This window comes from Nocardia sp. NPDC051756, from assembly GCF_040681495.1.
Taxonomy (GTDB): domain Bacteria; phylum Actinomycetota; class Actinomycetes; order Mycobacteriales; family Mycobacteriaceae; genus Nocardia.
Genome location: NZ_JBFAYV010000002.1, coordinates 703,138 through 724,395 on the forward strand (window position 1 = coordinate 703,138; position 21,258 = coordinate 724,395).

Annotated in this window: 16 protein-coding genes; 3 read left to right on the top strand and 13 right to left on the bottom strand. The window is 69.0% G+C overall.

Annotated elements, in window-relative coordinates; genetic code table 11:
• Window positions 1–17: 17 nt before the first annotated feature.
• Window positions 18–584, bottom strand: a complete 567-nt coding sequence (locus tag AB0M22_RS09595; RefSeq protein ID WP_364723042.1) for a LysM peptidoglycan-binding domain-containing protein — start codon at window positions 582–584, stop codon at window positions 18–20.
• A 210-nt stretch (window positions 585–794) separates the two neighbouring features.
• Here AB0M22_RS09595 and AB0M22_RS09600 point away from each other — a divergent pair, with 210 nt between their 5' ends.
• Entirely contained in the window at window positions 795–1,256 is a 462-nt protein-coding gene (locus AB0M22_RS09600) for a hypothetical protein (RefSeq protein ID WP_364723044.1), read from the top strand.
• Window positions 1,257–1,268: 12 nt separating this feature from the next.
• Here AB0M22_RS09600 and AB0M22_RS09605 read toward each other — a convergent pair whose 3' ends face one another.
• The 10 genes from AB0M22_RS09605 to AB0M22_RS09650 form a co-directional block, all read right to left on the bottom strand.
• Entirely contained in the window at window positions 1,269–2,831 is a 1,563-nt protein-coding gene (locus tag AB0M22_RS09605) for a family 20 glycosylhydrolase (protein WP_364723046.1), read from the bottom strand.
• 104 nt (window positions 2,832–2,935) lie between these two features.
• Entirely contained in the window at window positions 2,936–4,513 is a 1,578-nt protein-coding gene (purH, locus tag AB0M22_RS09610; protein WP_364723048.1) for a bifunctional phosphoribosylaminoimidazolecarboxamide formyltransferase/IMP cyclohydrolase, read from the bottom strand.
• Window positions 4,510–5,166: a phosphoribosylglycinamide formyltransferase gene (gene purN / locus AB0M22_RS09615; RefSeq protein WP_364724053.1), complete on the bottom strand. Its 657-nt coding sequence runs from the start codon at window positions 5,164–5,166 to the stop codon at window positions 4,510–4,512. Before purN ends, purH begins: the two co-directional genes overlap by 4 nt.
• A 58-nt stretch (window positions 5,167–5,224) precedes the next feature.
• Window positions 5,225–6,679, bottom strand: a complete 1,455-nt coding sequence (locus tag AB0M22_RS09620) for a DUF6350 family protein (RefSeq protein ID WP_364723050.1) — start codon at window positions 6,677–6,679, stop codon at window positions 5,225–5,227.
• A 211-nt stretch (window positions 6,680–6,890) separates the two neighbouring features.
• Window positions 6,891–7,964 (bottom strand): DUF5336 domain-containing protein, encoded by a 1,074-nt coding sequence (locus AB0M22_RS09625; RefSeq protein ID WP_364723052.1) that lies wholly within the window; start codon window positions 7,962–7,964, stop codon window positions 6,891–6,893.
• Between the two features lie 242 nt (window positions 7,965–8,206).
• Window positions 8,207–8,470, bottom strand: a complete 264-nt coding sequence (locus AB0M22_RS09630; protein WP_364723054.1) for a hypothetical protein — start codon at window positions 8,468–8,470, stop codon at window positions 8,207–8,209.
• An 81-nt stretch (window positions 8,471–8,551) separates the two neighbouring features.
• Window positions 8,552–11,512 carry a BTAD domain-containing putative transcriptional regulator gene (locus AB0M22_RS09635; RefSeq protein ID WP_364723056.1) on the bottom strand — a complete coding sequence of 987 codons (2,961 nt, stop codon included), beginning with the start codon at window positions 11,510–11,512 and terminating at the stop codon, window positions 8,552–8,554.
• 303 nt (window positions 11,513–11,815) lie between these two features.
• Window positions 11,816–12,730 carry a succinate--CoA ligase subunit alpha gene (gene sucD / locus AB0M22_RS09640; RefSeq protein WP_069161670.1) on the bottom strand — a complete coding sequence of 305 codons (915 nt, stop codon included), beginning with the start codon at window positions 12,728–12,730 and terminating at the stop codon, window positions 11,816–11,818.
• A gap of 11 nt (window positions 12,731–12,741) precedes the next feature.
• Window positions 12,742–13,908: an ADP-forming succinate--CoA ligase subunit beta gene (gene sucC, locus AB0M22_RS09645; RefSeq protein WP_150402017.1), complete on the bottom strand. Its 1,167-nt coding sequence runs from the start codon at window positions 13,906–13,908 to the stop codon at window positions 12,742–12,744.
• A 393-nt stretch (window positions 13,909–14,301) separates the two neighbouring features.
• The gene (locus AB0M22_RS09650) at window positions 14,302–14,439 is read right to left on the bottom strand and encodes a hypothetical protein (protein ID WP_364723059.1); all 138 of its coding nucleotides are present in this window, start codon (window positions 14,437–14,439) and stop codon (window positions 14,302–14,304) included.
• 15 nt (window positions 14,440–14,454) lie between these two features.
• Between AB0M22_RS09650 and AB0M22_RS09655 the strand changes: the two genes are divergently transcribed.
• A complete protein-coding gene (locus tag AB0M22_RS09655; RefSeq protein WP_364723061.1) occupies window positions 14,455–15,645 on the top strand; it encodes a peptidoglycan DD-metalloendopeptidase family protein in 1,191 nt (396 codons plus the stop codon).
• Window positions 15,646–16,494: 849 nt separating this feature from the next.
• A complete protein-coding gene (locus AB0M22_RS09660; protein WP_364723063.1) occupies window positions 16,495–17,874 on the top strand; it encodes a DUF1731 domain-containing protein in 1,380 nt (459 codons plus the stop codon).
• 10 nt (window positions 17,875–17,884) lie between these two features.
• Here AB0M22_RS09660 and AB0M22_RS09665 read toward each other — a convergent pair whose 3' ends face one another.
• The gene (locus tag AB0M22_RS09665; protein WP_364723065.1) at window positions 17,885–18,310 is read right to left on the bottom strand and encodes a hypothetical protein; all 426 of its coding nucleotides are present in this window, start codon (window positions 18,308–18,310) and stop codon (window positions 17,885–17,887) included.
• Between the two features lie 27 nt (window positions 18,311–18,337).
• On the bottom strand, window positions 18,338–20,959 hold the full coding sequence (pcrA, locus tag AB0M22_RS09670) for a DNA helicase PcrA (RefSeq protein WP_364723067.1): 2,622 nt from the start codon (window positions 20,957–20,959) through the stop codon (window positions 18,338–18,340).
• Window positions 20,960–21,258 lie beyond the last annotated feature (299 nt).

The following is a 21,258-nucleotide window of genomic DNA, read 5'->3' on the forward strand; positions in this document are numbered from 1 at the left end:
TCTTGCGCCGCAATAAATTACGGGATGGTCAGCACCTGGCCGGGGTTGATCAGGTCCGGGTTGTCGATGCCGCTCGCGTTGGCGATCTCCTGGTAGCGGTTGCCGTCACCGTAGAAGCGCTCGGCGATCGCCCACAGGGTGTCGCCCGGCTCGACCGTGTAGGTGCGCACCTCGGGGGCCGGCGGCGGCGGAACCTCTTCGGCGGCAGGCGCCTCGGCGACCGGCTCCGGCTCGGGGGCCGAGAGCGGGTTGTCCGACTTGGTGTTCGAGGCCCACAGCGCGCTGCCGTCCTTGCCGTACAGCACCACGTTGCGGTCGGCCTGCACGACCAGCCGGTCCGCGTCCTTGCCGTTGGTCTCGGTGGACCAGGCCGACGCGTCACCCTTGTACACCACGAAGTTGCCGTCGTCCTGCAGCACCGCGCGGTCGACACTCTGACCGTGAGTCAGGGTGGACCACACCACATTTCCGTCCGGCTCGGACAACACCAGGTTGCCGTCGTCCTGCAAAGTAAGGGTGTAAGCACCACCCTGCAGGGACTGACCCAGTCCGAGTTCTTCACCAACGCGCAGTGTGTCGCCCACGGTTCTTCCTTTCGAAGGTTCTGAAGAGCATCCGACAATCGACACGCGCCGAAGACACAGGCGCGCATCTAGGCCCGAAGATACTGGTCTGGAGGGGGTTACGGAGGGATTACGCGCATGGTTCGCCGAAAGTTCACTGTGGGGTGTGTCCTATTGCCGTGTCATGTTCGATGTGAGATGGCCGCGGGAATGCCCACTAGGGTGGTCGGCATGAGTCGGATGTCGGGCGGACGTAGTGCCGCAGCTGTTGCCCTTGTGCTCGGGTGCCTCGCCGCTACGGCGTGTGGCGGATCGGATGATGCTGCGCCGCAACCGAAAACCAGCACGAGCACCAGCGCGGCGCCGAGCACGCCGACCGAGGACACCGGCGGCAATCGCGGCCGGGAGTTCACCGCCGACCCGACCATCGTCAGCCCGCGCCCGATGGCGTTCAGCTCGTGGACGCGGCTGGCAGACGACCGGATCGCGGTCAACTTCCAGACCGGCACGCCCGAATGCTACGGCGTGGACGCGACTGTGCGCGAGACGGATTCGGCCGTCACCGTCGAGCTGCGGTCCGGCACCCGGGCCGACGCGGTGGGCCGGATGTGCACCATGAACGCGGTGTTCGGCTCGCTCGAACTGACGCTGAAGACACCTTTGGGCAACCGGCCGGTGCTCAGCGCGGCGTAGGCCGCGGGTTCGCTACGCCGGAGGTTCGCCGACGGCGTCGGCCAGCGCCGCGAATTCGAGGTAGCTACCGGCTTGCGGTGGACCCCAGGTCTGCTGTGCGGTGACCTTCAGCGGCATCGTGATGGCGGCGGCGATCCGGTCCGGGGTCTGCACCGTCGGGTCGTCGCACCAGACGAACAGGCCCGAGCCGAGGTTGTGCGTGTTCTGGTCCGCCGTCAGGCGGGTGCCGTCGACGAACAGCGTCGGATCCCAGATCTGATAGGCGACGGGCGGCGGCACGTTGCCAGCCGCGGTCGGCCCGCCCGCAACGTAGTAGGTCGGCGTGAAGGAGGCGTTGCGGAGTTCGTGCCCCGAGGCGATGAGATCGGCTGGGCTGCGCGCGTTTCCGAAGAACGGCAGGGGCAGTTGCGGGATGCCGGCCCGACTCCAGTAGTCGACGACGATGTCCCGGCCGATGGCGAGAGTGCCTGCGCCGGTGTGCAATCCGTCGTTCCAGATGCGCGGGCGTTTGCCGTGCGCGCGGACGAGGTCGGCACCCCAGTTGATCAGGCCGAGGAAGGCGTCGACGGGCTGGGCCTGCGGCCCGTAGGTGGCGCGGGCGTACTCGCCGATCTGCGGGTACTCGTCGAAGCTCGCGACCCGGGCGCCGTCGAGCAGGAACTCGTCGGCGCCGAGATGCCAGTAGGGGCCGGGGAACAGCGGCAGGAACTCGTCGAGGATGTCGCGCATCAGGTCATAGGCGCGCGGGTTCGCGATATCGATGGCCGCGTCGGAGACCCGGCCGCTCGCGCTGCGCAGCTTCAGATCCGGGTGGGCGGCCAAGATGCCGTTCATATGACCGGGGAAGTCCACCTCGGGCATGATCTCGACCTGATACCTGGCCGCGTACTCGACCAGGTCGCGGATGTCCTGTTTCGAATAGTGCTGCGCGGCGGTTATTTCCGGGTGCCGTTCGCTTTCGAGGCGGAACCCGAAGGTGTCCGAGAGGTGCAGGTGCAGCAGGTTCAGTTTGAGGTAGCCCATGCGGCGGATCTGCGCGCGCAGCAGATCGACCGGCATGAATTCGCGGCCGACGTCGAGCATGAGGCTGCGTTCGCGATACTGCGGCCAATCCGTCACGGTGCCACCGGATATCGTGGTCCGCTGCCGCAGTAGTTGCAGTGCCGAGCGGGTGGCGTAGAACGCACCCGCGAGGTCCGTGCCACGCAGGTCGAGGGTTTCGCCGATCGAAATCTGGTATGCCTCAAGCGTTTCCGGCGCTCCGGGCACAGTGCCGGTACTGAGCACTATGTCACCGGGATTCCCCGACGAACCAGCCTGCGCGACAACGTCATTGCCGGTCACCGAATGCAGTGCCGAAGCAAAGTCCGCAGCGGCGGCGCTTAATCCGTCCCCGTACAACACCCGCGCATGCGCACCGAGCGAGAACCCGGCCCCACCAGGATTCCACGCTTTCACCGAAGGAACAGTCTGCGGCACCCCCGGCTCCGCCTGAGCCGACTGCAGCCCACTGATCGACCCCGCCACGGCAGCGACCATCACAACCACCCCGGCAACCACCGCACGAATCGACATGCGGCCACTGTACGAAACCAACGCACCCACCACGCGCATTCGCGCCCAGCCCCGCCGCCGCACGCCACGCCGACGGACCGGCGTGGCGTTCGGGGTGGAGCAGGTCAGTGGGCGAAGTGGCGGGAGCCGGTGAGGTACAGGGTTACGCCGGCCTCGCGGGCCAGGTCGATGGTCTCCTGGTCGCGGACCGAGCCGCCGGGTTGGACGATCGCGCGGACGCCCGCCTGGATGAGCTGCTGCGGGCCGTCGGGGAACGGGAAGAACGCGTCCGAGGCCGCGACCGAGCCCTTGGCCCGATCACCGGCGCGCTGCACGGCGAGCTGCACCGCGTCCACCCGGTTGACCTGACCCATGCCGACGCCGACCGAGGCGCCGTCGTGCGCGAGCAGGATCGCGTTCGACTTCACCGCACGGCAAGCGCGCCAAGCGAATTCGAGATCGGCGAGGGTCTCGGCGTCGGCCGCGGTGCCGGTGGCCAGCGTCCAGTTGGCCGGATCGTCGCCCGCGGCGTCGAGGATGTCGCGCTGTTGCAGCAGCGCGCCGCCGCTGATCGGGCGCAGCTCGGCGCCCGCGCGCCGCGGCGGCTCGGCGATCAGGATGCGCACATTCTTCTTGCGCTGCAACACTTCCACCGCACCGTCGGCGAACGCCGGGGCCACGATCACCTCGGTGAAGATCTCCGCGACCTGCTCGGCCATCTCCACGGTGACCGTACGGTTGGCCGCGATCACGCCGCCGAACGCGCTCACCGGATCGCAGGCGTGCGCCTTGCGGTGCGCCTCGGCGATGTCGGCGCCGATCGCGATGCCACAGGGGTTGGCGTGCTTGATGATCGCGACGGTCGGCGCGCTGTGGTCGTAGGCGGCCCGCCAGGCGGCGTCGGCATCGGTGTAGTTGTTGTACGACATCTCCTTGCCGTGCAACTGCCGCGCCTGCGCGAGGCCGAGACTGCCGTCGTTGTTGGTGTACAACGCGGCCGCCTGATGTGGGTTCTCGCCGTAGCGCAGCACCGCGGAACGCTCCCAGGTGCCGCCGAGCCAGGTCGGGAACTGCACGCCGCTGTCCTCGGCCGGCGCCGCGACGCCCGGCGCGAGCACCGACGTCATCCAGCTCGCGACCGCCACGTCATAACTTGCGGTGTGCTGGAAAGCCTTGGCCGCCAACGCCGTCCGCTCGGCCAGGGTGAACCCGCCGGACTTGACCGCGCCGAGCACCTCGTCGTAGTCGCCGCTGTCGACGACCACGGCCACCGACGGATGGTTCTTCGCCGCGGCCCGCACCATCGACGGCCCGCCGATGTCGATCTGCTCGACGCACTCGTCCGGGCTCGCGCCGCTGGCCACGGTGTCGGTGAACGGGTACAGGTTCACCACGACCAGCTGGAACGCCTCGACGCCCAGCTCCACCAGCTGATCGAGGTGCTGCTGCTTGCGCGTGTCGGCGAGGATGCCCGCGTGCACCCGCGGGTGCAGCGTCTTCACCCGCCCCTCGAGGGTCTCCGGGAAGCCGGTGAGATCCTCGACCTTGGTCACCGGGATGCCCGCGTCGGCGATCTTGCCCGCGGTCGAACCGGTCGAGACCAGCTCGATGCCCGCGGCGTGCAGACCGGTCGCGAGCTCGATGAGCCCGGTCTTGTCGTACACGCTCACCAGCGCGCGCTTGATTTCCTTGCGGTCACTCACCGGATAACTCGCTCATCTGGGATAACTGCCTTTCGTCCGTCGGAAACAATGCCCCGCGTGGCGACGGCGGCGACGACCTGCGCGAGCAGCCGCCGTTCCACCACCTTGATGCGTTCGTGCAGGCTCGCCTCGTCGTCGTCGGGCAGCACCGGCACCGCCTCCTGCGCGAGGATCGGCCCGGTGTCGACGCCCGCGTCGACCAGGTGCACGGTCGAGCCGGTGACCCGTACCCCGTAGGCGAGCGCGTCGCGCACCCCGTGCGCGCCGGGGAAGGCGGGCAGCAGCGCGGGGTGGGTGTTGATGATCCGGCCGCCGAACCTGCCGAGGAAGGCGGGGCCGAGGATCTTCATGAACCCGGCCGAGACCACGAGATCGGGTGCGTAGCCTGCGACCGCGTCGGTCAGCGCGGTATCCCAGGCGGCCCGGTCGGGAAAATCGTTCAGCGCCACCTTGAAGTGTGCGACGCTCGCGGCGTCCGCGTGCTCGGTGGCCGCGCAGTTCCGGTCGACGCCGACGGCGACGATCTTCGCCGGGAAGCCGGCGGCGGCCGCCGCGTCGAGCAGCGCGCGCAACAGCGATCCGGTGCCCGAGGCGAGCACGACCACGGTCGCCGGGGCCGCGGCGGGGGTCCACGAGGCGGGCGGAGAGGTCAGGGCTCTACTCCTGCGAGTCGATCGGATGGCGGACGGAAGAGCTCCGCCGGGTTAGAGCCTAACGACCGTCTACCCGGTCACTTTCCGGCAGGTCCGCCTCGACCACCTCGGCATCGACGATGTCGGGTGTGGTAATCGGGTGGGCCGATCGCATGGTGTCGATCGAGGTCTGCTCCTCGACGAGTTCGCCGTCCAGCGCGACTTCCAGGTCCGGGCCGTCGTAGTCGGCGTAGTCGTCCTCGAAGTAGTCGCGGTTGTCCGCGTAGTCGTCGTCGGTGTAGTAGTCGTCCGCGTAGTCGTCGTCGTAGTAGTCGTCTTCGTCGTACGGATCGGCGTAGTCGCCGGGCGGCGCACCGTACGGGACGAGGAACCAGCGCGCGAACGCGAGACCGACGTAGCCGGGGATGGCCAGCCACGCGAAGGTGAGCAGCAGGAAGATCGGCAGGTCGAGCCCGATCCGTCCGAACGTGCCCAGGTCACCGCCCGCGACCACGCCGAGCAGCGACAGCGCGACGGCGGCCAGGCCGGCCGAGCACAGCGTCGCCCAGGGCGCGCCGATCCGGTCGGTCGAGCTGCGCGCCAGGTCGAGTCCGCCGAGCACGCCGATCGCGGCCGGGATCAGCAGCAGCACCGGCCACCAGCCCGCCGCCGGTCCGGTCGGCACCGCGGCCATCAGCGGCACCGCCGGAATCGGCCCGCCGACAACGGAAAACACGCCGAACGACGCGGCCCCGATCTGCGCGCCGGAACCGACCAGCACGCCCACCGCCAGCACCACGAGATTCGGCAGGTAGGCCAGCGAGAGCAGGGTCAGCCCGAGCACCCCGGCGGCGTTGCCCGCGCCGTGGTAGGTGTCGCCGATCCGCGGGATGTGGAACAGGAACGAAATCACGATGAGCGCGGCGGCGCAGCCGAGCAGGCGCAGCATCGCCCGGCCCGCGGCGTACATGCCGGAGATCGCCCATTCGGGCAGGCGCAGCAGCACGAACAGCTCGCGCCGGGTCCTGGTCGCGATACCGCCCAGCGCCGCAACCAGATACAGGCTGCCGACCCAGGCGAACGCGGCGAGGGTGTTCGGCGGTTGCAGCGCGACGACGCCGGACGCGTCCTCGGCGACCGCGAGGCAGATGGCGGTGATCAGCAGCGGACCGGCCAGCGCGGCGCCGACGATCCAGCCGAGATCGGCGCGCGTGCACCCGGGTTCGACGGCGCGGGCGCATTCCCGGCCCGCCAGCCAGACCAGCAGCACGGTCGGCAGCAGCGGCAGCAGGCCGAGCGAGGTCTTGCCGATCACCAGCGGAACCTGGTGCGCGCCAAGCCATCCCGCGGCGATTGCGCCGGAGGTGCCGGCCAGGTTACTGCCCGCGGTGAGCAGCGTCGCGAGGACGAGCACGATGATCGCGGTCAACGCGTAGGTGGTCGGACGGCCGGCGACCAAGACGAGCACCCTGGCGCGTTCCGGGGTCAACGACAGAAACCCGGCCTCTTCGGGCTCGGGGTGCGGCTCGGGCACAGTGCGAGATCCACCTGTCCGGCGCGCGAGCGAGTTTCGAGACGAGCTCACGACCGCGCCTCGCTGACGCTCGGCTCCGTCGTGCGCTCAGGCGCGCGGCATCCCTGACTCACTCGCTGACGCTCACTCATGACAATTCAGCGTGGCAGCTCCCCCGGCGCGAGCGGGTCAGGCGCGCCGCAGGAAACCGCGCGCCGGGGGAAGGGGATCGCTACTTGTTGTCGTCGGACGGACGGAACGCCTGGGTGGCATCGTTGGCCGGGTCGGCCCCCTGCTCGCCACCGAACGGCTGGCCCGGCTGTGCGGGCTGCTGCTGGCTCGGCTGCGCGTAGTTCGACGAACCGTACGGCGACTGCTGGGCCGGCTGCTGCGTGGAACCGAAGTGCTGGGTGGCTCCCTCGTCCGGGCGCGGCTGCGCGGTGCTCGGCGAGCCGTACGGCGAAGCCGGTTGCGCCCCACCGAAAGCGGTGGTCGGCGGCTGCTGGCCGTAGGCGGGCTGCCCGTAGGCCTGACCCTGCTGGCCGTACGCGGGCTGGCTCGGCTGGCTCTGGCCGTACGGCGAAGCCTGCTGTGCCGCACCGTAACCGGGCTGCTGACCGTACGGCGACTGCTGGCCGTAAGGCTGCTGCCCCGGCTGGGCCTGGCCGTAGCCGGGCTGCTGGCCGTAACCCTGCTGGCTCTGGCCGAACGCCCCCGGCTGCTGCTGGCCGTAGCCGCCGCCCTGGCCGAACGCGGCCGGCGCGCTGGCCGGTCGCGGTGCGGGCGCCTTGATCAGGCCGGCCTCGAACAGCACTGCGCCGACCGCGACCACGGCCTGCGCGAAGGACAGCACCAGCAGGACGTACGCGCCCCACTTCAGCTCGATGCCGTCGGACAGCGTGAAGGAGTGCAGCAGCAGTGCGAGGAAGCCCGCGAGCGAGGCCGCGGCGGCCGCGCCCGTCCAGCTCTGCTTGGGCAGCACCGACAGGCCGGCGAGCAGTCCGCCGAGCAGCAGGATGGCGAGCAACGCCGCGCCGCCGGCCTCGAACAGGCTCGCGGTCTCGCTACTGGCCACCCGGGCGCCGCCGAAATCGACCGCCTTGGTGCCGACATAGGGCAGGAAACCGAGCAGGAAGTTGATCACGCCGAGCGCCGCGACACCGACCACCAGGAAGAACGGCAGCCCCTTGGCCTCGGCGCCGGTCGCGCTCGCACCGGAACTGGCACCGCCCGCCGTCGAAGGTTGGCTGGACGGGGTGGAGGGCGCGGGTGTGTTGTACCCGGAGCCCCCGGACGGGTATGACATGTCGTCGTCTCCTAGGTCGAGTCATACGTGGTCTTCAACTGCTGGATCTGCACCTGACGCTACTGCACACATCCGTCCAGGTCACCCTTAACCAGCCCCTCTCAGGGCCTTATCAGCCCTTCCCGGCCAGGTCGCGAGGGGTTTGCCGGCTGCTAGCACCACCATCCGGAAGGGCTTTCGGGAGAATGCGTTCGGCCCGGAGCCACGCGGTTGCGGGTGCTCCGGGCCGAGGCGGATCCGGGTCAGTATCGGGGGACGAGCTGCCAGGCGCCGTAGCTGCCCACGCAGTCGAAGTCGGGCCATTCGCCGTGCTCGACGCCCTGGTTGCCGCGGGCCAGGCACTGGTGCTCGTATTCGAACGGGCCGCGGTCACCGGGCGCGGACGGGATCGCGGAGCCACTGTCGAACGGACCCGCGAACGCGGGGATGCTGGTGCCGAGCAAGGCCGCGACGAGCAGTGCGGCGGCCGTGACGCCGCGAGCGGCGGCAATGCGGGTGGAGGTCATGGTCTTCGCTTTCTTCGCTGGTGTGGTGCGTTGCGAAACCAGACTCCAGGGCGGCCGTCTCAGCGTGGTTTCATCCGCGTCTCATGCCGAAAGACCCGGCGTGACCAGCCGATCCGTGTAGCGCTGCCAGCCGAATCCGGCCGCGGCGAACTCGGCGCGGACCCGTTCGAGCAGCGAGTGCGCGCCCGCGTCGTCGCCCTCCGCGCGCAGCAGCGGGACGGAGATCGCGCGGGCGGCCAGCAGCGGCACGCCGCCGGGGGCCGCGGCGAAGAACTCGTCGAGCAGTTGCCTGGCGGCGGCGGTGTCGCCCTTGGCGAGCAGCACGTCGGCGAGGTCGATGCGGGCCAGGCCGGTCGCGTCCTCCTCGTGCGCGAGGGCGGCGCGGCAGTACGACTCGGCGGCGTCGAGGCTGCCCGCGGTCAGCGCGGCGGCGGCGCGGGTGAGGTCGTTGAGCGGCAGGATCTGCCGGTCGTCCAGGCGGCGGGCGTAGCGGTCGGATTCCTCGGCGGTGGCGAGAGCCTCGTCGATGCGGCCGAGACCGAGCAGGGCCTTGGCCTGGTTGCTCAGTCCGCGGGAGAGGCCGTGCTCGTCCTCGTAGGCCGCGTCCACCTTGCTGGATCGGGTGTAGGCGGCGAGGGCTTCGGCCGCGTCGCCCGAATACAGCAGGGCGGTGCCGAGCGCGTCGGCGAAGGACGAGCCCTGGGTTTCGCGCACGGCCAGCCGCTCACCCTCGCGCAGTCGGGCGACGGCCTCCGGCAGCCGGCAACGTTCGATGTCGACGATGCCTTGGTAGTAACGGACCGTTTGGGCCAGTTCCGGGTCGTCGAGCGGGGCGGCCAGCTCGCCTGCCTTGGCCAGTTGGACGGCCGCGGATTCGAGGTCGCCGGTCATCAGGGTGTGAAAGCCGTAGTGACTCAAGGCCTGTGCGAGTTCGTGTGCGGCGATATCGGCCGCGTCGGTGAGCGCCGCGTAGTGGCGTTGCGCCTCGCGGAACCAGGCTCTGGCGAGCCAGGGCACGTGCATCTCGACGGCGAGCCGCAAACCATCTGTGGCCCTTGATGTTCCGGGCGCGCGTTCCAGGGCGGCCACAATGTTCGGCCATTCCGCGAACACCGCGGCCACCGATTCGGCCGCGGCGAAATCGTCCGGCGTGCCGATGGTGCGCACCAGGTCCAGGCACCACAGCAGGTGCTGGGCGCGGAGCTCCTCGACCTCGTGCGCCTCGGTCAGCCGGGCCAGCGCGTAGTCGCGGACCGTCTCCAGCAGCGTGAAACGTCTTGTCGCGCCGTCGGTCTGCACGGTGACGAGGTTGCGGTTCACCAGATCCGCCACGGCCGGCGCGACGTCGCCGCGCTCCAGCTCGCCGTCCGGCACCACCGCCTCGGCCGCCTCCAGGGTGCACCCGCCCGCGAACACGCCGAGCCTGCGCAGCACCGCCCGCTCCCGCTCGGCGAGCAGTTCGTGACTCCAGTCGAGCGCGACCCGCAGACTGGTGTGCCGCCCGCCCGCCGCGCCGCGCGCGCCACCGACCAACAGCCGGACCCGATCGTCGATCCGTTGGGCCAGTTGGGAAATCGTCAAGGTTCGGGTGAGACCGGCGGCCAGCTCGATGCCCAGCGGCAGCCAGTCCACCGCCGCGCAGATCGCCACCAGTTCGTCGCGCTCCGCTGCCGTCACCAACCCGTGCAGTCCAGCGCGTTCGATGAACAGTGCTACGCCCACACTGCGATCCAGCGGGCCGAGCGGATACACCGACTCCCCCGGCACGCTCAGCGGCTGCTGCGAGGTGACGAGAACGCTGAATCCATGTGCTGCCGTTACCAATTCGGCAACCGATCCGAGCACATGCTCGGCGTTGTCGAGGACAAGCAGTGTGCGCTCGCGCTCGGCGCCGCCGTCCAGCGCGTCGATGATGCCGGGCAGCGGGCCATTCGGATCGATCGAGCCGTCGGCGGCCAGGCCGCCCGCCTCGAGTGCGGCGGCCACCGCGGGCAATACGTCTTCGGCGCGACCGAGCGGCGCCAGTTCGACGAGCACGACCGGGCGGCCGGACTGTCCGATCGATCGCGCGAGTTCGGCGGCGAGACGCGACTTTCCACTGCCCGCGACGCCGACCACCGTGGTCAGGCCGGGCTCGACGAGACGCGTGGTCAGCGTGGCGAATTCGCGACCACGGCCGACGAAGCTGGTCATCGGGGTCGACACCACCGGAGCGGACCAGGACTGCGGTTCGGGCTGCACCGGATCGCTACCGACCGGCGCGACGTCCGGCTTCGCCACCTCGGACGCGACCGGCGGGGGCGAGGCGCGCAACGCCGGATCATGGTCCAGGATCCGCAGTTCCAACGCGCTGGTGTCCGGCGCGGGGTCGACCCCCAACTCCTCGGACAACGCCCGCCGCAGCCGCGCCAACCGCTCCAGCGCATCGGCCTGCCTGCCCGTGCGATACAACGCCAACGCCAACAGACACGACAGCGGCTCATGCAACGGATGCCGCGCGACCAACCCGGTCAGCTCGGTCACCACCTCGCCCGCCGCGCCGAGCTCGAGATTCGCCTCCAGCCCCGCCACGGTCAGCGAGAGCCGCCAATCATCGAGCCGCTCGCCCTCGGCCGCCGCGAACGGAATCGTCCGCAGGTCGGCCAGCGCGTGCCCGCGCCACAGCGCGAGCGCCTCCCTGGCCGCCGCCGCGACGGCCGCGTAGTCACCGCCGCGCCGCGCGGTATGCAGCCGCTGCGCCGCCGCCTCCGCGGCCAGCAGATCCGCCGCCGACACGGTCGCCTGATAACCCGCGGGCGTTCGTCCGATGACGTTCGCCAACGGCCCGAGCGCGGCCCGCAGGCGCGACACCACCACGCGCAACCGCTGCACCGGCCGCTCGACCTCGGCCCCCCACAAATCCTCGGCCAGTCGTCCATCCGGCACCGGTACCCGGTTCGCCAAGGCCAACCGCACCAACACTGCCCGTTCCAGCGGCCGATCGACGGTCACCGCGACACCGTCGGCCCACGCCTGCACTGGACCCAACACCAGCACATCCACGCTGACAAGCATGCACTGTCCGGCGGCCCGCGTCTGCTCGCAGGCGGTGAAAAAAGCGCACTGAACCGAACATTCGGCCGGCTCGTATCTCATAGGCGGGCAGATGCGTCTCCCGCCGACGGAAATGCCGCGAATGGTTGGTCAGGATGCTCGGCCACTGCCCAGGCCGAGCCCACCGCCACACATGACGAAGGCCGCCTCTCTCGAACCAGGGGCGGCCTTCGTTCGGGTGGATGGACCGGCCCGCGGGCATGACTAAGGCCGCCCCCCGATTCGGAAAGCGGCCTCGGTCAGTACTGCGGATCAGGCGGTGACGCTTGCCTTCTCCAGGATCTCGCGAGCCAGCGCGGCGGTCTCGGACGGCGTCTTGCCGACCTTCACGCCCGCCGCCTCCAGCGCGTCCTTCTTCGCCTGGGCGGTGCCCGCCGAGCCGGAGACGATGGCGCCGGCGTGGCCCATGGTCTTGCCCTCGGGGGCGGTGAAGCCCGCGACGTAGCCGACGACCGGCTTGGTGACGTTGGCCTTGATATAGGCCGCGGCCCGCTCCTCGGCGTCGCCGCCGATCTCGCCGATCATCACGATCAGCTTGGTCTCCGGGTCCTTCTCGAACGCCTCGATGGCGTCGATGTGGGTGGTGCCGATGACCGGGTCGCCGCCGATGCCGATGGCGGTGGAGAAGCCGAAGTCCCGCAGTTCGTACATCATCTGGTAGGTCAGGGTGCCGGACTTGGAGACCAGGCCGACCGGGCCCTTGCCGGTGATGTTGGCCGGGGTGATGCCGACCAGCGCCTCGCCGGGGGTGATGATGCCGGGGCAGTTCGGGCCGATGATCCGGGTCTTGTTGCCCTTCTCCACGTTGTAGGCCCACGCGTACGCGGTGTCCTGCACCGGGATGCCCTCGGTGATGACCACGAGCAGCGGGATCTCCGCGTCGATCGCCTCGATGATGGCGTCCTTGGCGAACTTCGGCGGCACGAACGCGATGGAGACGTCGGCGCCGGTCTCCTTGATCGCCTCGGCGACGGTGCCGTACACCGGCAGCTCGACCGCGTTGCCGTCCTTGTCGGTGTGCGCGACGGTGGTGCCCGCCTTGCGCGCGTTGACGCCGCCGACGACCTGGGTGCCTGCCTTCAGCATCAGCGCGGTGTGCTTGGTGCCCTCGCCGCCGGTGATGCCCTGAACGATGACCTTCGAGTCTTTGTTGAGGAAGATAGACATTTCCGGATTCCTTACTTGGCCGCTGCCAGTTCGGCGGCCTTGTCGGCGCCTTCGTCCATTGTCTGCGCAAGCGTGATCAGCGGGTGCGCGGCGTCGACCAGAATCTGGCGACCCTCGTCCACCTTGTTGCCGTCGAGACGGACGACCAGCGGCTTGTTCGCCTCGGCGCCGAGGATCTCCAGCGCCTTGACGATGCCGTTGGCGACCGCGTCACAGGCGGTGATGCCACCGAAGACGTTCACGAACACGCTCTTGACCTGCGAGTCACCCAGGATGACGTCGAGGCCGGCGGCCATCACCTCGGCCGAGGCGCCACCACCGATGTCGAGGAAGTTGGCCGGCTTGACGCCGTTGTGGTTCTCGCCCGCGTAGGCGACCACGTCGAGGGTCGACATGACCAGACCGGCGCCGTTGCCGATGATGCCGACCTCGCCGTCCAGCTTGACGTAGTTGAGGTCGTTCTCCTTGGCCTTGAGCTCCAAGGGATCGGTCGCGTCCTTGTCCGCGAAGGCCTCGTGATCCGGGTGCCGGAACTCGGCGTTCTCGTCCAGGGTGACCTTGCCGTCGAGGGCGAGGATCTCGTCCTGCGGGGTGCGCACCAGCGGGTTGACCTCCACCAGGGTGGCGTCTTCCTTGACGAACACCTCCCACAGCTTCTGGATGGTCACGGCCGCGGCGTCGAGCACGTCGGCGGGGAGGTGGCCCTGCTCGGCGATCGAGCGGGCGAAAGCGAGGTCGACACCCTTGACGGCGTCGACGGCGACCTTGGCCAAGCGCTCCGGCTTGGTCGCGGCGACCTCTTCGATCTCCATGCCGCCTTCGACCGAGCACATGGCCAGGTAGGTGCGGTTGGACCGGTCGAGCAGGAAGGAGATGTAGTACTCCTCCGCGATGTCCTTGGCTTCGGCGACAAGGATCTTCTTGGTGATGTGGCCCTTGATATCCAGGCCGAGGATGTTCTGCGCGTGCGTGAACGCGTCGTCCGGGGTGGCGGCGTACTTGACGCCACCCGCCTTGCCGCGGCCACCGGCCTTGACCTGAGCCTTGACCATCACCGGCTTGCCGATTTCCTCCGCGATGGCGCGGGCGTCCTCGGCCGTGTCCGTGACGCGGCCCTCGGACGAAGGCACTCCGTGCTTAACGAAGAGCTCCTTCGCCTGATATTCGAAGAGATCCATGTACTCACCGTCTCGTCTGCGTTGTGATGACAACGTCTTTGTTGGCGGCCCGACGTCGGAAGCGGGTCGGGTCGGACTCTAATCAGTCACATGGACGGCCAATCGGCCACGTTCATCCTAAGTGGCGCAGGTCACGGGCCGATACGCGCGGCGGGAAAACCGCTGGCCAACACTACTCGTCAGTAGGTTGTTGACACCTCGCCAGGTAGAGCGTCAGAACCCACGGACACGGCCGGATCTACTACAAAACGTCGTGGATCTACCCGCCTCGCGTCCCCAATGCACAGATAGATATTCCGTGGTGTTACCGTGATCAATCTCACATGTTCGGACAGATAGGCCGCAGCGCTTGCGGACCCTGCAATCGTTTCGTTACCGTCATTGCGGTCGATGTCACAGCACGGTCACGACTAGGAGGACGGCAAGCTTGACGCAGCACAGCACTCCGCAGATGGAGAGCCGTTCCGCAGACGACTCGTCGACGCCGCTGATCAGCTGGCCGTTCGGCCCCGCGAACTTCTCCCGCTTCACGATGTGGCACAGCCGATGAACTATCGCTCCGCCCTTGTTCCTGAACATCGCGCCCAGTCCGGACATCGTTATCGCAACGATGACGAGGCGTTCGGCGCGCAGGCTGCGCACGGCAGGCCGGCCGGTCCCTCGGTGGATCGGCAACGGAACTCGCTGTACAACGCCGCGCCCGCTCGGCCGCAGGACGACTACAGCGCCGCGCCGCACGCCGACTACGGCACCGCCGCGCCGCAGGACTACAACTTCCACGCCGACTCCGGGTACGGCGACTCCTGGTCGCAGCAGGATTCGTGGGCACCGCAGGACTCCTGGTCCGACGGCGGCGCCTGGAATGCCGGCGAAGCCTGGGGCGAGAACGACTACCAGGCGCCGGACACCGGCTCCTGGGCTCCGGAAGAGTCCTGGGCACCCGACACCGAGTCGGAGAGCCCGGCCACCCCCACCGTCATCCCCGGCCGTCGCCCCGCCAAGCGCGGTGGCGCACACCGGCTTCCGGCACCGCCGGCCGCGCTCAAGGGCCGCGCCGCGGTCGCCGCGGTCGCCGCCGGTGCCGTGGTCGCCGCCGGACAGGCCGCGTTCGCCTCGCCCGAGCAGCCGTCACAGGCCGTCGACTACGAGGCCGCCGGGCAGATCCACGAGATCGCCGCGCAGTCCGTCAGCCTGGCCGACCCGAGCGCCTCACCGGAATCGCCGCAGGTGCTCAATGTTTCGGGCGCGATCAACCCCGGCGCCTTCAACGACATCCTGCAAAAGGGCCAGAAGTACGCCGAAGACCTGGCCGCTCAGGAAGCCGCGAAGCTGCGGCCGCTGTTCACCAAGTTCGCGGCAGGCACCTTCACCTCCGGCTACGGCGCCCGCTGGGGCGTGCAGCACCTCGGCGTCGACATCGCGGGCCCCATCGGCACCCCGATCGTCGCGGTCGCCGACGGCACCGTGATCGAGGCCGGCCCCGCCGCGGGCTTCGGCATGTGGGTCCGGCTGCTGCACGACGACGGCACCGTCACCATCTACGGCCACATCGACACCGCCACGGTGTCGCAGGGCCAGCGGGTGATGGCCGGTGACCAGATCGCCACGATCGGTAACCGCGGCTTCTCCACCGGCCCACACTGCCACTTCGAGGTTTGGTTGAACGGGTCGGACAAGATCGATCCGCTGCCGTGGCTCGCTACGCGAGGTATCAGCCTCGGGTCGCAGCGCGACTGAGGTTTCCGCTGCCCTCCGGGAGGGTTTGGCGGGAATGATCACGCGCTTGCGGGCGTGAGTCCTGTTCGCAGACATGGTCGGGCTTCGCATAGAGGGCGGGGCGCTGTCAGGTATGCGAACGGACAAGCCCGTGTGCGAAGCACCCCGTGGCCACACCAACAAGCAGGTCCCGATACGCGTTCGCGGGGTTGAGCTGGGGTTCGCAGACGTGGTCGGGCTTCGCATAAGGGGCGGGGTGCTGTCGGGTATGCGAACGGGCAAGCCCGTGTGCGAAGCACCCTGCGGCCATGCCAACAAACGGGTCCCGATACGCGTTCGCGGGATTGGTTGGGATTCGCAGGTCTGGTTGACCTTTCACATAGGCATCGGCTGCTGCTAGGTGTGTGCGAAGCACCCTGTGGCCACGCCAACAAGCAGGTCCCGATGCAGACTCGCGGGGTTAGGGGCAGGTTCGCAAGGCTGGCTGATTCCTCACATAGGCATCGGCTGCGTCTGCGTGTACGCGAAGCACCCTGTGGCCCTGCCAGCAAGCAGGTCCCGATGCGGGATCACGGGGTTGGGCGGGTTCGCAGGGCTGGTTGATCCCTCACATAGGCATCGGCTGCGTCTGCGTGTATGCGAAGCACCCTGTGGCCCTGCCAACGAGCAGGTCCCGATGCGGGATCACGGGGTTGGGGGCAGGTTCGCAGGGCTGGTCGATCCTTCACATAGGCATCGGCTGCTGCTGGGTGTGTGCGAGGTGAAGTGGGTGTGTGAAGGTGGCCGTCGTTGGTGGCGGGACTCGGGGGCTCGGGGTGGGTGACGATGCGCACGTGTTGTTCGGTGACGGTGGGGGCTAGCGTTTGAGTTATGGCACGTACAACGATGTACACCCAGTTCATTGCGCTTCCAACGGAACTCGTTTGGGGGGTGTTGGCGGATCCGACGCGGTGGCCGGAGTGGAATCCGGGTGTTACCTCGGTGCGGCTGCACGGGCCGGTCGCGGTGGGCACGACGGGTGACTACCTGCCTAGGGGGCGGGTCTACGAGACAATGCACGGGCGCACGGCGCCGCCGTTTGTGCTCAGCACGCTGGTTCCCGGACGGGAACTGAGCATCGAACAACCGGAACCGGTTGGGCGGATGCGGATGACCTGGACGTTGACGCCGCGCGACGGCGGGACCGAGATCACCCAGGCGCTCACGTTCAGCGGGCCGTCGGCGGCGGTCGCCAGAGCGGTGGTCGGGTCGCTACTGGAGCACGATGCGCGCGTTTGCTTCGCCCGACTGGCCCAGCTGGCCGGACTCGAACCGGCGAAGACCGCGCTCACCGCTGTAATCGCCGGTGGCACAGGCGCATTGGGTAAGCACATCGCCGCCGACCTGACCTGCCGCGGGCATCGGGTGACCATCCTCACTCGGCGCCGCGACCCCGGACTGCCGTTCAACCAGGTCGAATGGGACGGAAAATCGGTGGGCAATTGGGTTGCGGCGCTGCGTAATCCGGGACCTACCGCGATTATCAACCTGGCCGGAAAACTGGTCGACTGCCGTCCCAGCAAACGCAATGTCGACCAATTGCGGAGCAGCCGAGTCGATTCCACCCGCGCGCTGGTCGACGCGGCCGCCATCCTCGACCACCCCATCGACTACTGGGTGCAGGCCAGCACCACCGCGATCTGGTCGGACGCGGGCGAAACCCGGTGCACCGAAACAACTCCGCTGCCGGTGGGCCTGCCGCAGATGACCGGCGTGGCCGAGCCGTGGGAGCGGGCGTTCGACGGCGCGAACGCCGCTCACTCGACCATCCTGCGCACCTCGATCGTGCTCGACCCGCAGGCCCCTGCGCTGAAACGCCTGGGCCAGTTGACCAAGGCGGGCCTCGGCGGCCGCGTGGGCCCGGGTGACCAGTGGTTCAGCTGGATTCACGTCGAGGACTGGCTGGCCATCGTCCGCGCCGCCCTCGGCCTCGACCCGCAGGTCACGCTGCCGGACGGAATCCTGGTTGCCGCCACCGACTTCCCGGTGCGCAACCGGGAACTGATGGCCGCGCTGCGCAGGCATCTGCACCGCCCGGCGGCCCCGCCGACTCCGACGGCGATCCTGAAGGTCGGTGCCGTCTTCCTCCGCACCGACCCGGCCCTCGGCCTCACCGGCCGCCACGCCACCTCGGAAGTGTTGCGGGAGAGCAACTTCACCTTCCGCTACCCGACCCTGGACGAGGCCCTGACCGACCTGCTGCCGCGCTGAGCGAGCACCGCTAAGGAGCTGCGGGGATCGCCAACCCGATCAGCGCCACAACTTTGGCCACTTCCAGGCCGATGTACCAGAAGTGCGCATGCGACCGCGGCAGTTCCTCCCCGGCCAGCACCCGGTCGGCCCGGCGGCTCAACGGCGGCCGCACCAGCAGGACCTGCGCGGCGAGCAGCACCACCGCGACGGCCAGCCACGCCCAGGTACCGACGGCCGGCGCGACCACCAGCGTCGCCAGCACCAGCAGCACGGCCAGCACCGTCTCGACGACGTTCAACGCCCGGAACACCAACCGCCCGATGCCGAGTCCGAGCGCCACCGTGATCCCCGGCGCCCGGAACTTCAGCGGCGCCTCCAGGAACGAAATGGCCAGCACCATGCCGAGCCAGAGCATCGGAAGCAACCACAGGACGTGCTGCGCGACTGAGTCCACCGGGCGAACCCTACGGAACCCGTGCGGTCACAGCTTCACCAATGTCCGGCTGTACTGCGGGATCAGGCGGATCTTGCCCGCGCTACCGAAGTCGATGGTGACCGTGGCCAGCGGCCCGAAGCCCTCCGCGGCGACCACCTTGCCGAGGCCGTACTTGTCGTCGCTCACCCGATCACCCACGGCGAGAACGAGATTGGCGTTGTTGCGCGCGGGCGCACCGCCGGGCGCGGGACGCCGCCCACGCTCGCTACGAATGCCCGGCCGCTGCTCGGCCCACCCGTCGCCGCGGGTCCAATCGCGTTCCATCCGGTCGTCGTCCCCGCGCCGGCGCATGCCGCGGGTCGCCGCGGAACCGGTCGGCTCCAGCCGCCGCCAGTCGATCAGGTGATCCGGAATCTCTTGCAGGAAGCGGGATTCCGGATTCGACACCGGCTGCCCCCAGCCGGAGCGCACCACCGCGCGGGTCAGGTACAGCCGCTGCCTGGCCCGGGTGATGCCGACGTAGGCGAGCCGGCGTTCCTCGGCCAGCTCGGTCGGATCGCCGAGCGCGCGCATGTGCGGGAACTGACCGTCCTCCCAGCCGGTGACGAACACGACGGGGAACTCCAGCCCCTTCGCGGTGTGCAGCGTCATCATGGTCACCACGCCGGTGCCCTCGTCCGGGATCTGGTCGGTGTCGGCCACCAGCGAGACCCGCTCCAGGAACGCGGCGAGCGAGCCGGGATCCGGTTCGCCCTCGGCCGCCTCCGGCACCAGACCCTCTTCCCGGGCCGCCTCCGCGTTGTTGTGCGCCTCGGAACTGAATTCCCGTGCGACGCTGACCAGTTCGTTCAGGTTGTCCAGCCGCGCGCCGTCCTGCGGATCGTCGGACGCCTCCAGCTCGGCCCGGTACCCGGTGCGTTCCAGCACCGCGTCGACCACATTGCCGACGTCGGGGAAGTCCAGGTTCTCCTGCACGCCCGCCGCCCGGATCTCGTCCAGCAGATCGAGGAATCCGGCGATCTGCCGCTGCGCCCTGGTGTTCAACAGCGCGACCTTGCCGTCGGCCGCGTCCCGCAGCGCGGCGGCGAACCCGATCCCGCGCTGATCCGCGTGCACCGCCACACAGGCCTCGGCCCGATCGCCGATGCCGCGCCGCGGCGTGTTCAGGATCCGGCGCACGCTCACCGCGTCCTCGGGGTTCTCCAGCACCCGCAGGTAGGCGACGATGTCGCGCACCTCCTTGCGCTCGTAGAACCGGACGCCGCCGACCACCTTGTACGGCAGCCCCATCCGGATGAAGATCTCTTCCAGCGCGCGCGAGTTGTTGTTGGTCCGGTAGAACACCGCGACATCGCCGTAGTTGGCCTCGCCCTGATCAACGAGCTTGTCGATCTCGCGCGCCACGAACGCGGCCTCGTCGTGCTCGTTGTCGGCGACGTACCCGGTGATCAGGTCGCCCTCGCCGGAATCGGTCCACAGCTTCTTGTCCCGCCGGTTCTCGTTGCGCGAGATCACCGCGTTGGCGGCGGACAGGATGTGCTGGGTGGAGCGGTAGTTCTGTTCCAGCAGAATGGTTTCCGCGTCCGGGAAGTCGCGCTCGAACTCCTCGATATTGCGGATGGTCGCGCCGCGGAAGGCGTAGATGGACTGATCCGCGTCACCGACCACGCACAGCTCGCTCGGCGGCGCCTGATCCTCGGTCTGCTCTTCCCGATGGTGACCGACCAGCTCGCGCACCAGAACGTACTGCGCGTGGTTGGTGTCCTGGTACTCGTCGACCAGCACGTGCCGGAACCGGCGGCGGTAGTACTCGGCGACCTGTGGGTGATGTTGCAGCAGCGCGACCGTCTCGCCGATCAGATCGTCGAAATCCAGCGCGTTCGCCGCGCGCAACCGCCGTTGATATTCGGTGTAGACCCGCGCCACCAAGCCCGGCAGTTCGGTTTCGTCGGACTCGGCATCCGCGACCGCCTGTTGCGGGCCGATCAGCTCGTTCTTCAGATTCGAGATCGCGGTCGACAGGAGTCGCGCGGTGTATTTCTTCGTGTCGATGTCGAGGTCACGACTGATCATCGTGAGCAGTCGCCGCGAATCATCGGCATCGTAGATGGAGAAATTCGAATTCAAGCCGGGCAACAGCGCCGCTTGCATGCGCAGGATGCGTACACAACTGGAGTGGAACGTGGATACCCACATGTTGTTCGCACGCGGACCGACCAGTCCGATCACCCGCTCCCGCATCTCCGCAGCAGCCTTGTTGGTGAAGGTGATCGCGAGGACCTGGCCGGGGGTCACGCCCCGCGCGGCCAGCAGGTAGGCGATGCGGCGGGTGAGCACGGCGGTCTTGCCGGAACCGGCGCCGGCCACGATGAGCAGCGGTGCGCCACTGTGCACAACGGCGGCGCGCTGCTGCGGGTTCAGGCCGTCGAGCAGTTGCTCGGCTTCCGCGGCGCGCCGACGCTCCCGTTCGACACGCCGCTGTTCGAGTTCGGTGGCCGACGGCGGTGGTTCGGGGACAGCGGCCCGCTGGGGTTCCCGCACCGCACGCACCTCCTCCACAGGCCCGACCGCTGCATCGGCGTTACCACCGGTGACCTGCGGTTTTTGCGTCGAATCCGGCTGCAGGGCGCGACCGGCCTGCGTCTTGGGAGCCACCGTGATGTCCATCGCCCATCCACGCTACCGGCGCACACCGACAGAGTTGAAGCCCCGGGTCATGTCCATTGCGGATCGGCGCCGCTCCGGTGAACGGCGGGCGAACTCGCCAGGTGGGCGCCGCGCGGAAACCGGGTCCGGCTTCTCAGCAGATTCACAAAAGGAAATGTTTTGCATACCTACCGGCCCGTGGCAGACTGGCGACATGATGAGTGCCCGCGCGATACATCCGTTTCGGTTAACGACCGGATATCGTGATCGCGGCCCCTCTATCTGAGCGCACCATCCTGGGGGACAATTCGATGGCCCTA

What these genes read in the sequence shown, in the direction of transcription:
- AB0M22_RS09600 (WP_364723044.1), top strand. Translation starts at nt 795, where the DNA reads ATGAGTCGGATGTCGGGCGGACGTAGTGCCGCAGCTGTTGCCCTTGTG.
- AB0M22_RS09605 (WP_364723046.1), bottom strand. Translation starts at nt 2,831, where the DNA reads ATGTCGATTCGTGCGGTGGTTGCCGGGGTGGTTGTGATGGTCGCTGCC.
- AB0M22_RS09625 (WP_364723052.1), bottom strand. Translation starts at nt 7,964, where the DNA reads ATGTCATACCCGTCCGGGGGCTCCGGGTACAACACACCCGCGCCCTCC.
- AB0M22_RS09630 (WP_364723054.1), bottom strand. Translation starts at nt 8,470, where the DNA reads ATGACCTCCACCCGCATTGCCGCCGCTCGCGGCGTCACGGCCGCCGCA.
- sucD (WP_069161670.1), bottom strand. Translation starts at nt 12,730, where the DNA reads ATGTCTATCTTCCTCAACAAAGACTCGAAGGTCATCGTTCAGGGCATC.
- sucC (WP_150402017.1), bottom strand. Translation starts at nt 13,908, where the DNA reads ATGGATCTCTTCGAATATCAGGCGAAGGAGCTCTTCGTTAAGCACGGA.
- AB0M22_RS09655 (WP_364723061.1), top strand. Translation starts at nt 14,455, where the DNA reads ATGAACTATCGCTCCGCCCTTGTTCCTGAACATCGCGCCCAGTCCGGA.
- AB0M22_RS09660 (WP_364723063.1), top strand. Translation starts at nt 16,495, where the DNA reads ATGGCACGTACAACGATGTACACCCAGTTCATTGCGCTTCCAACGGAA.
- pcrA (WP_364723067.1), bottom strand. Translation starts at nt 20,959, where the DNA reads ATGGACATCACGGTGGCTCCCAAGACGCAGGCCGGTCGCGCCCTGCAG.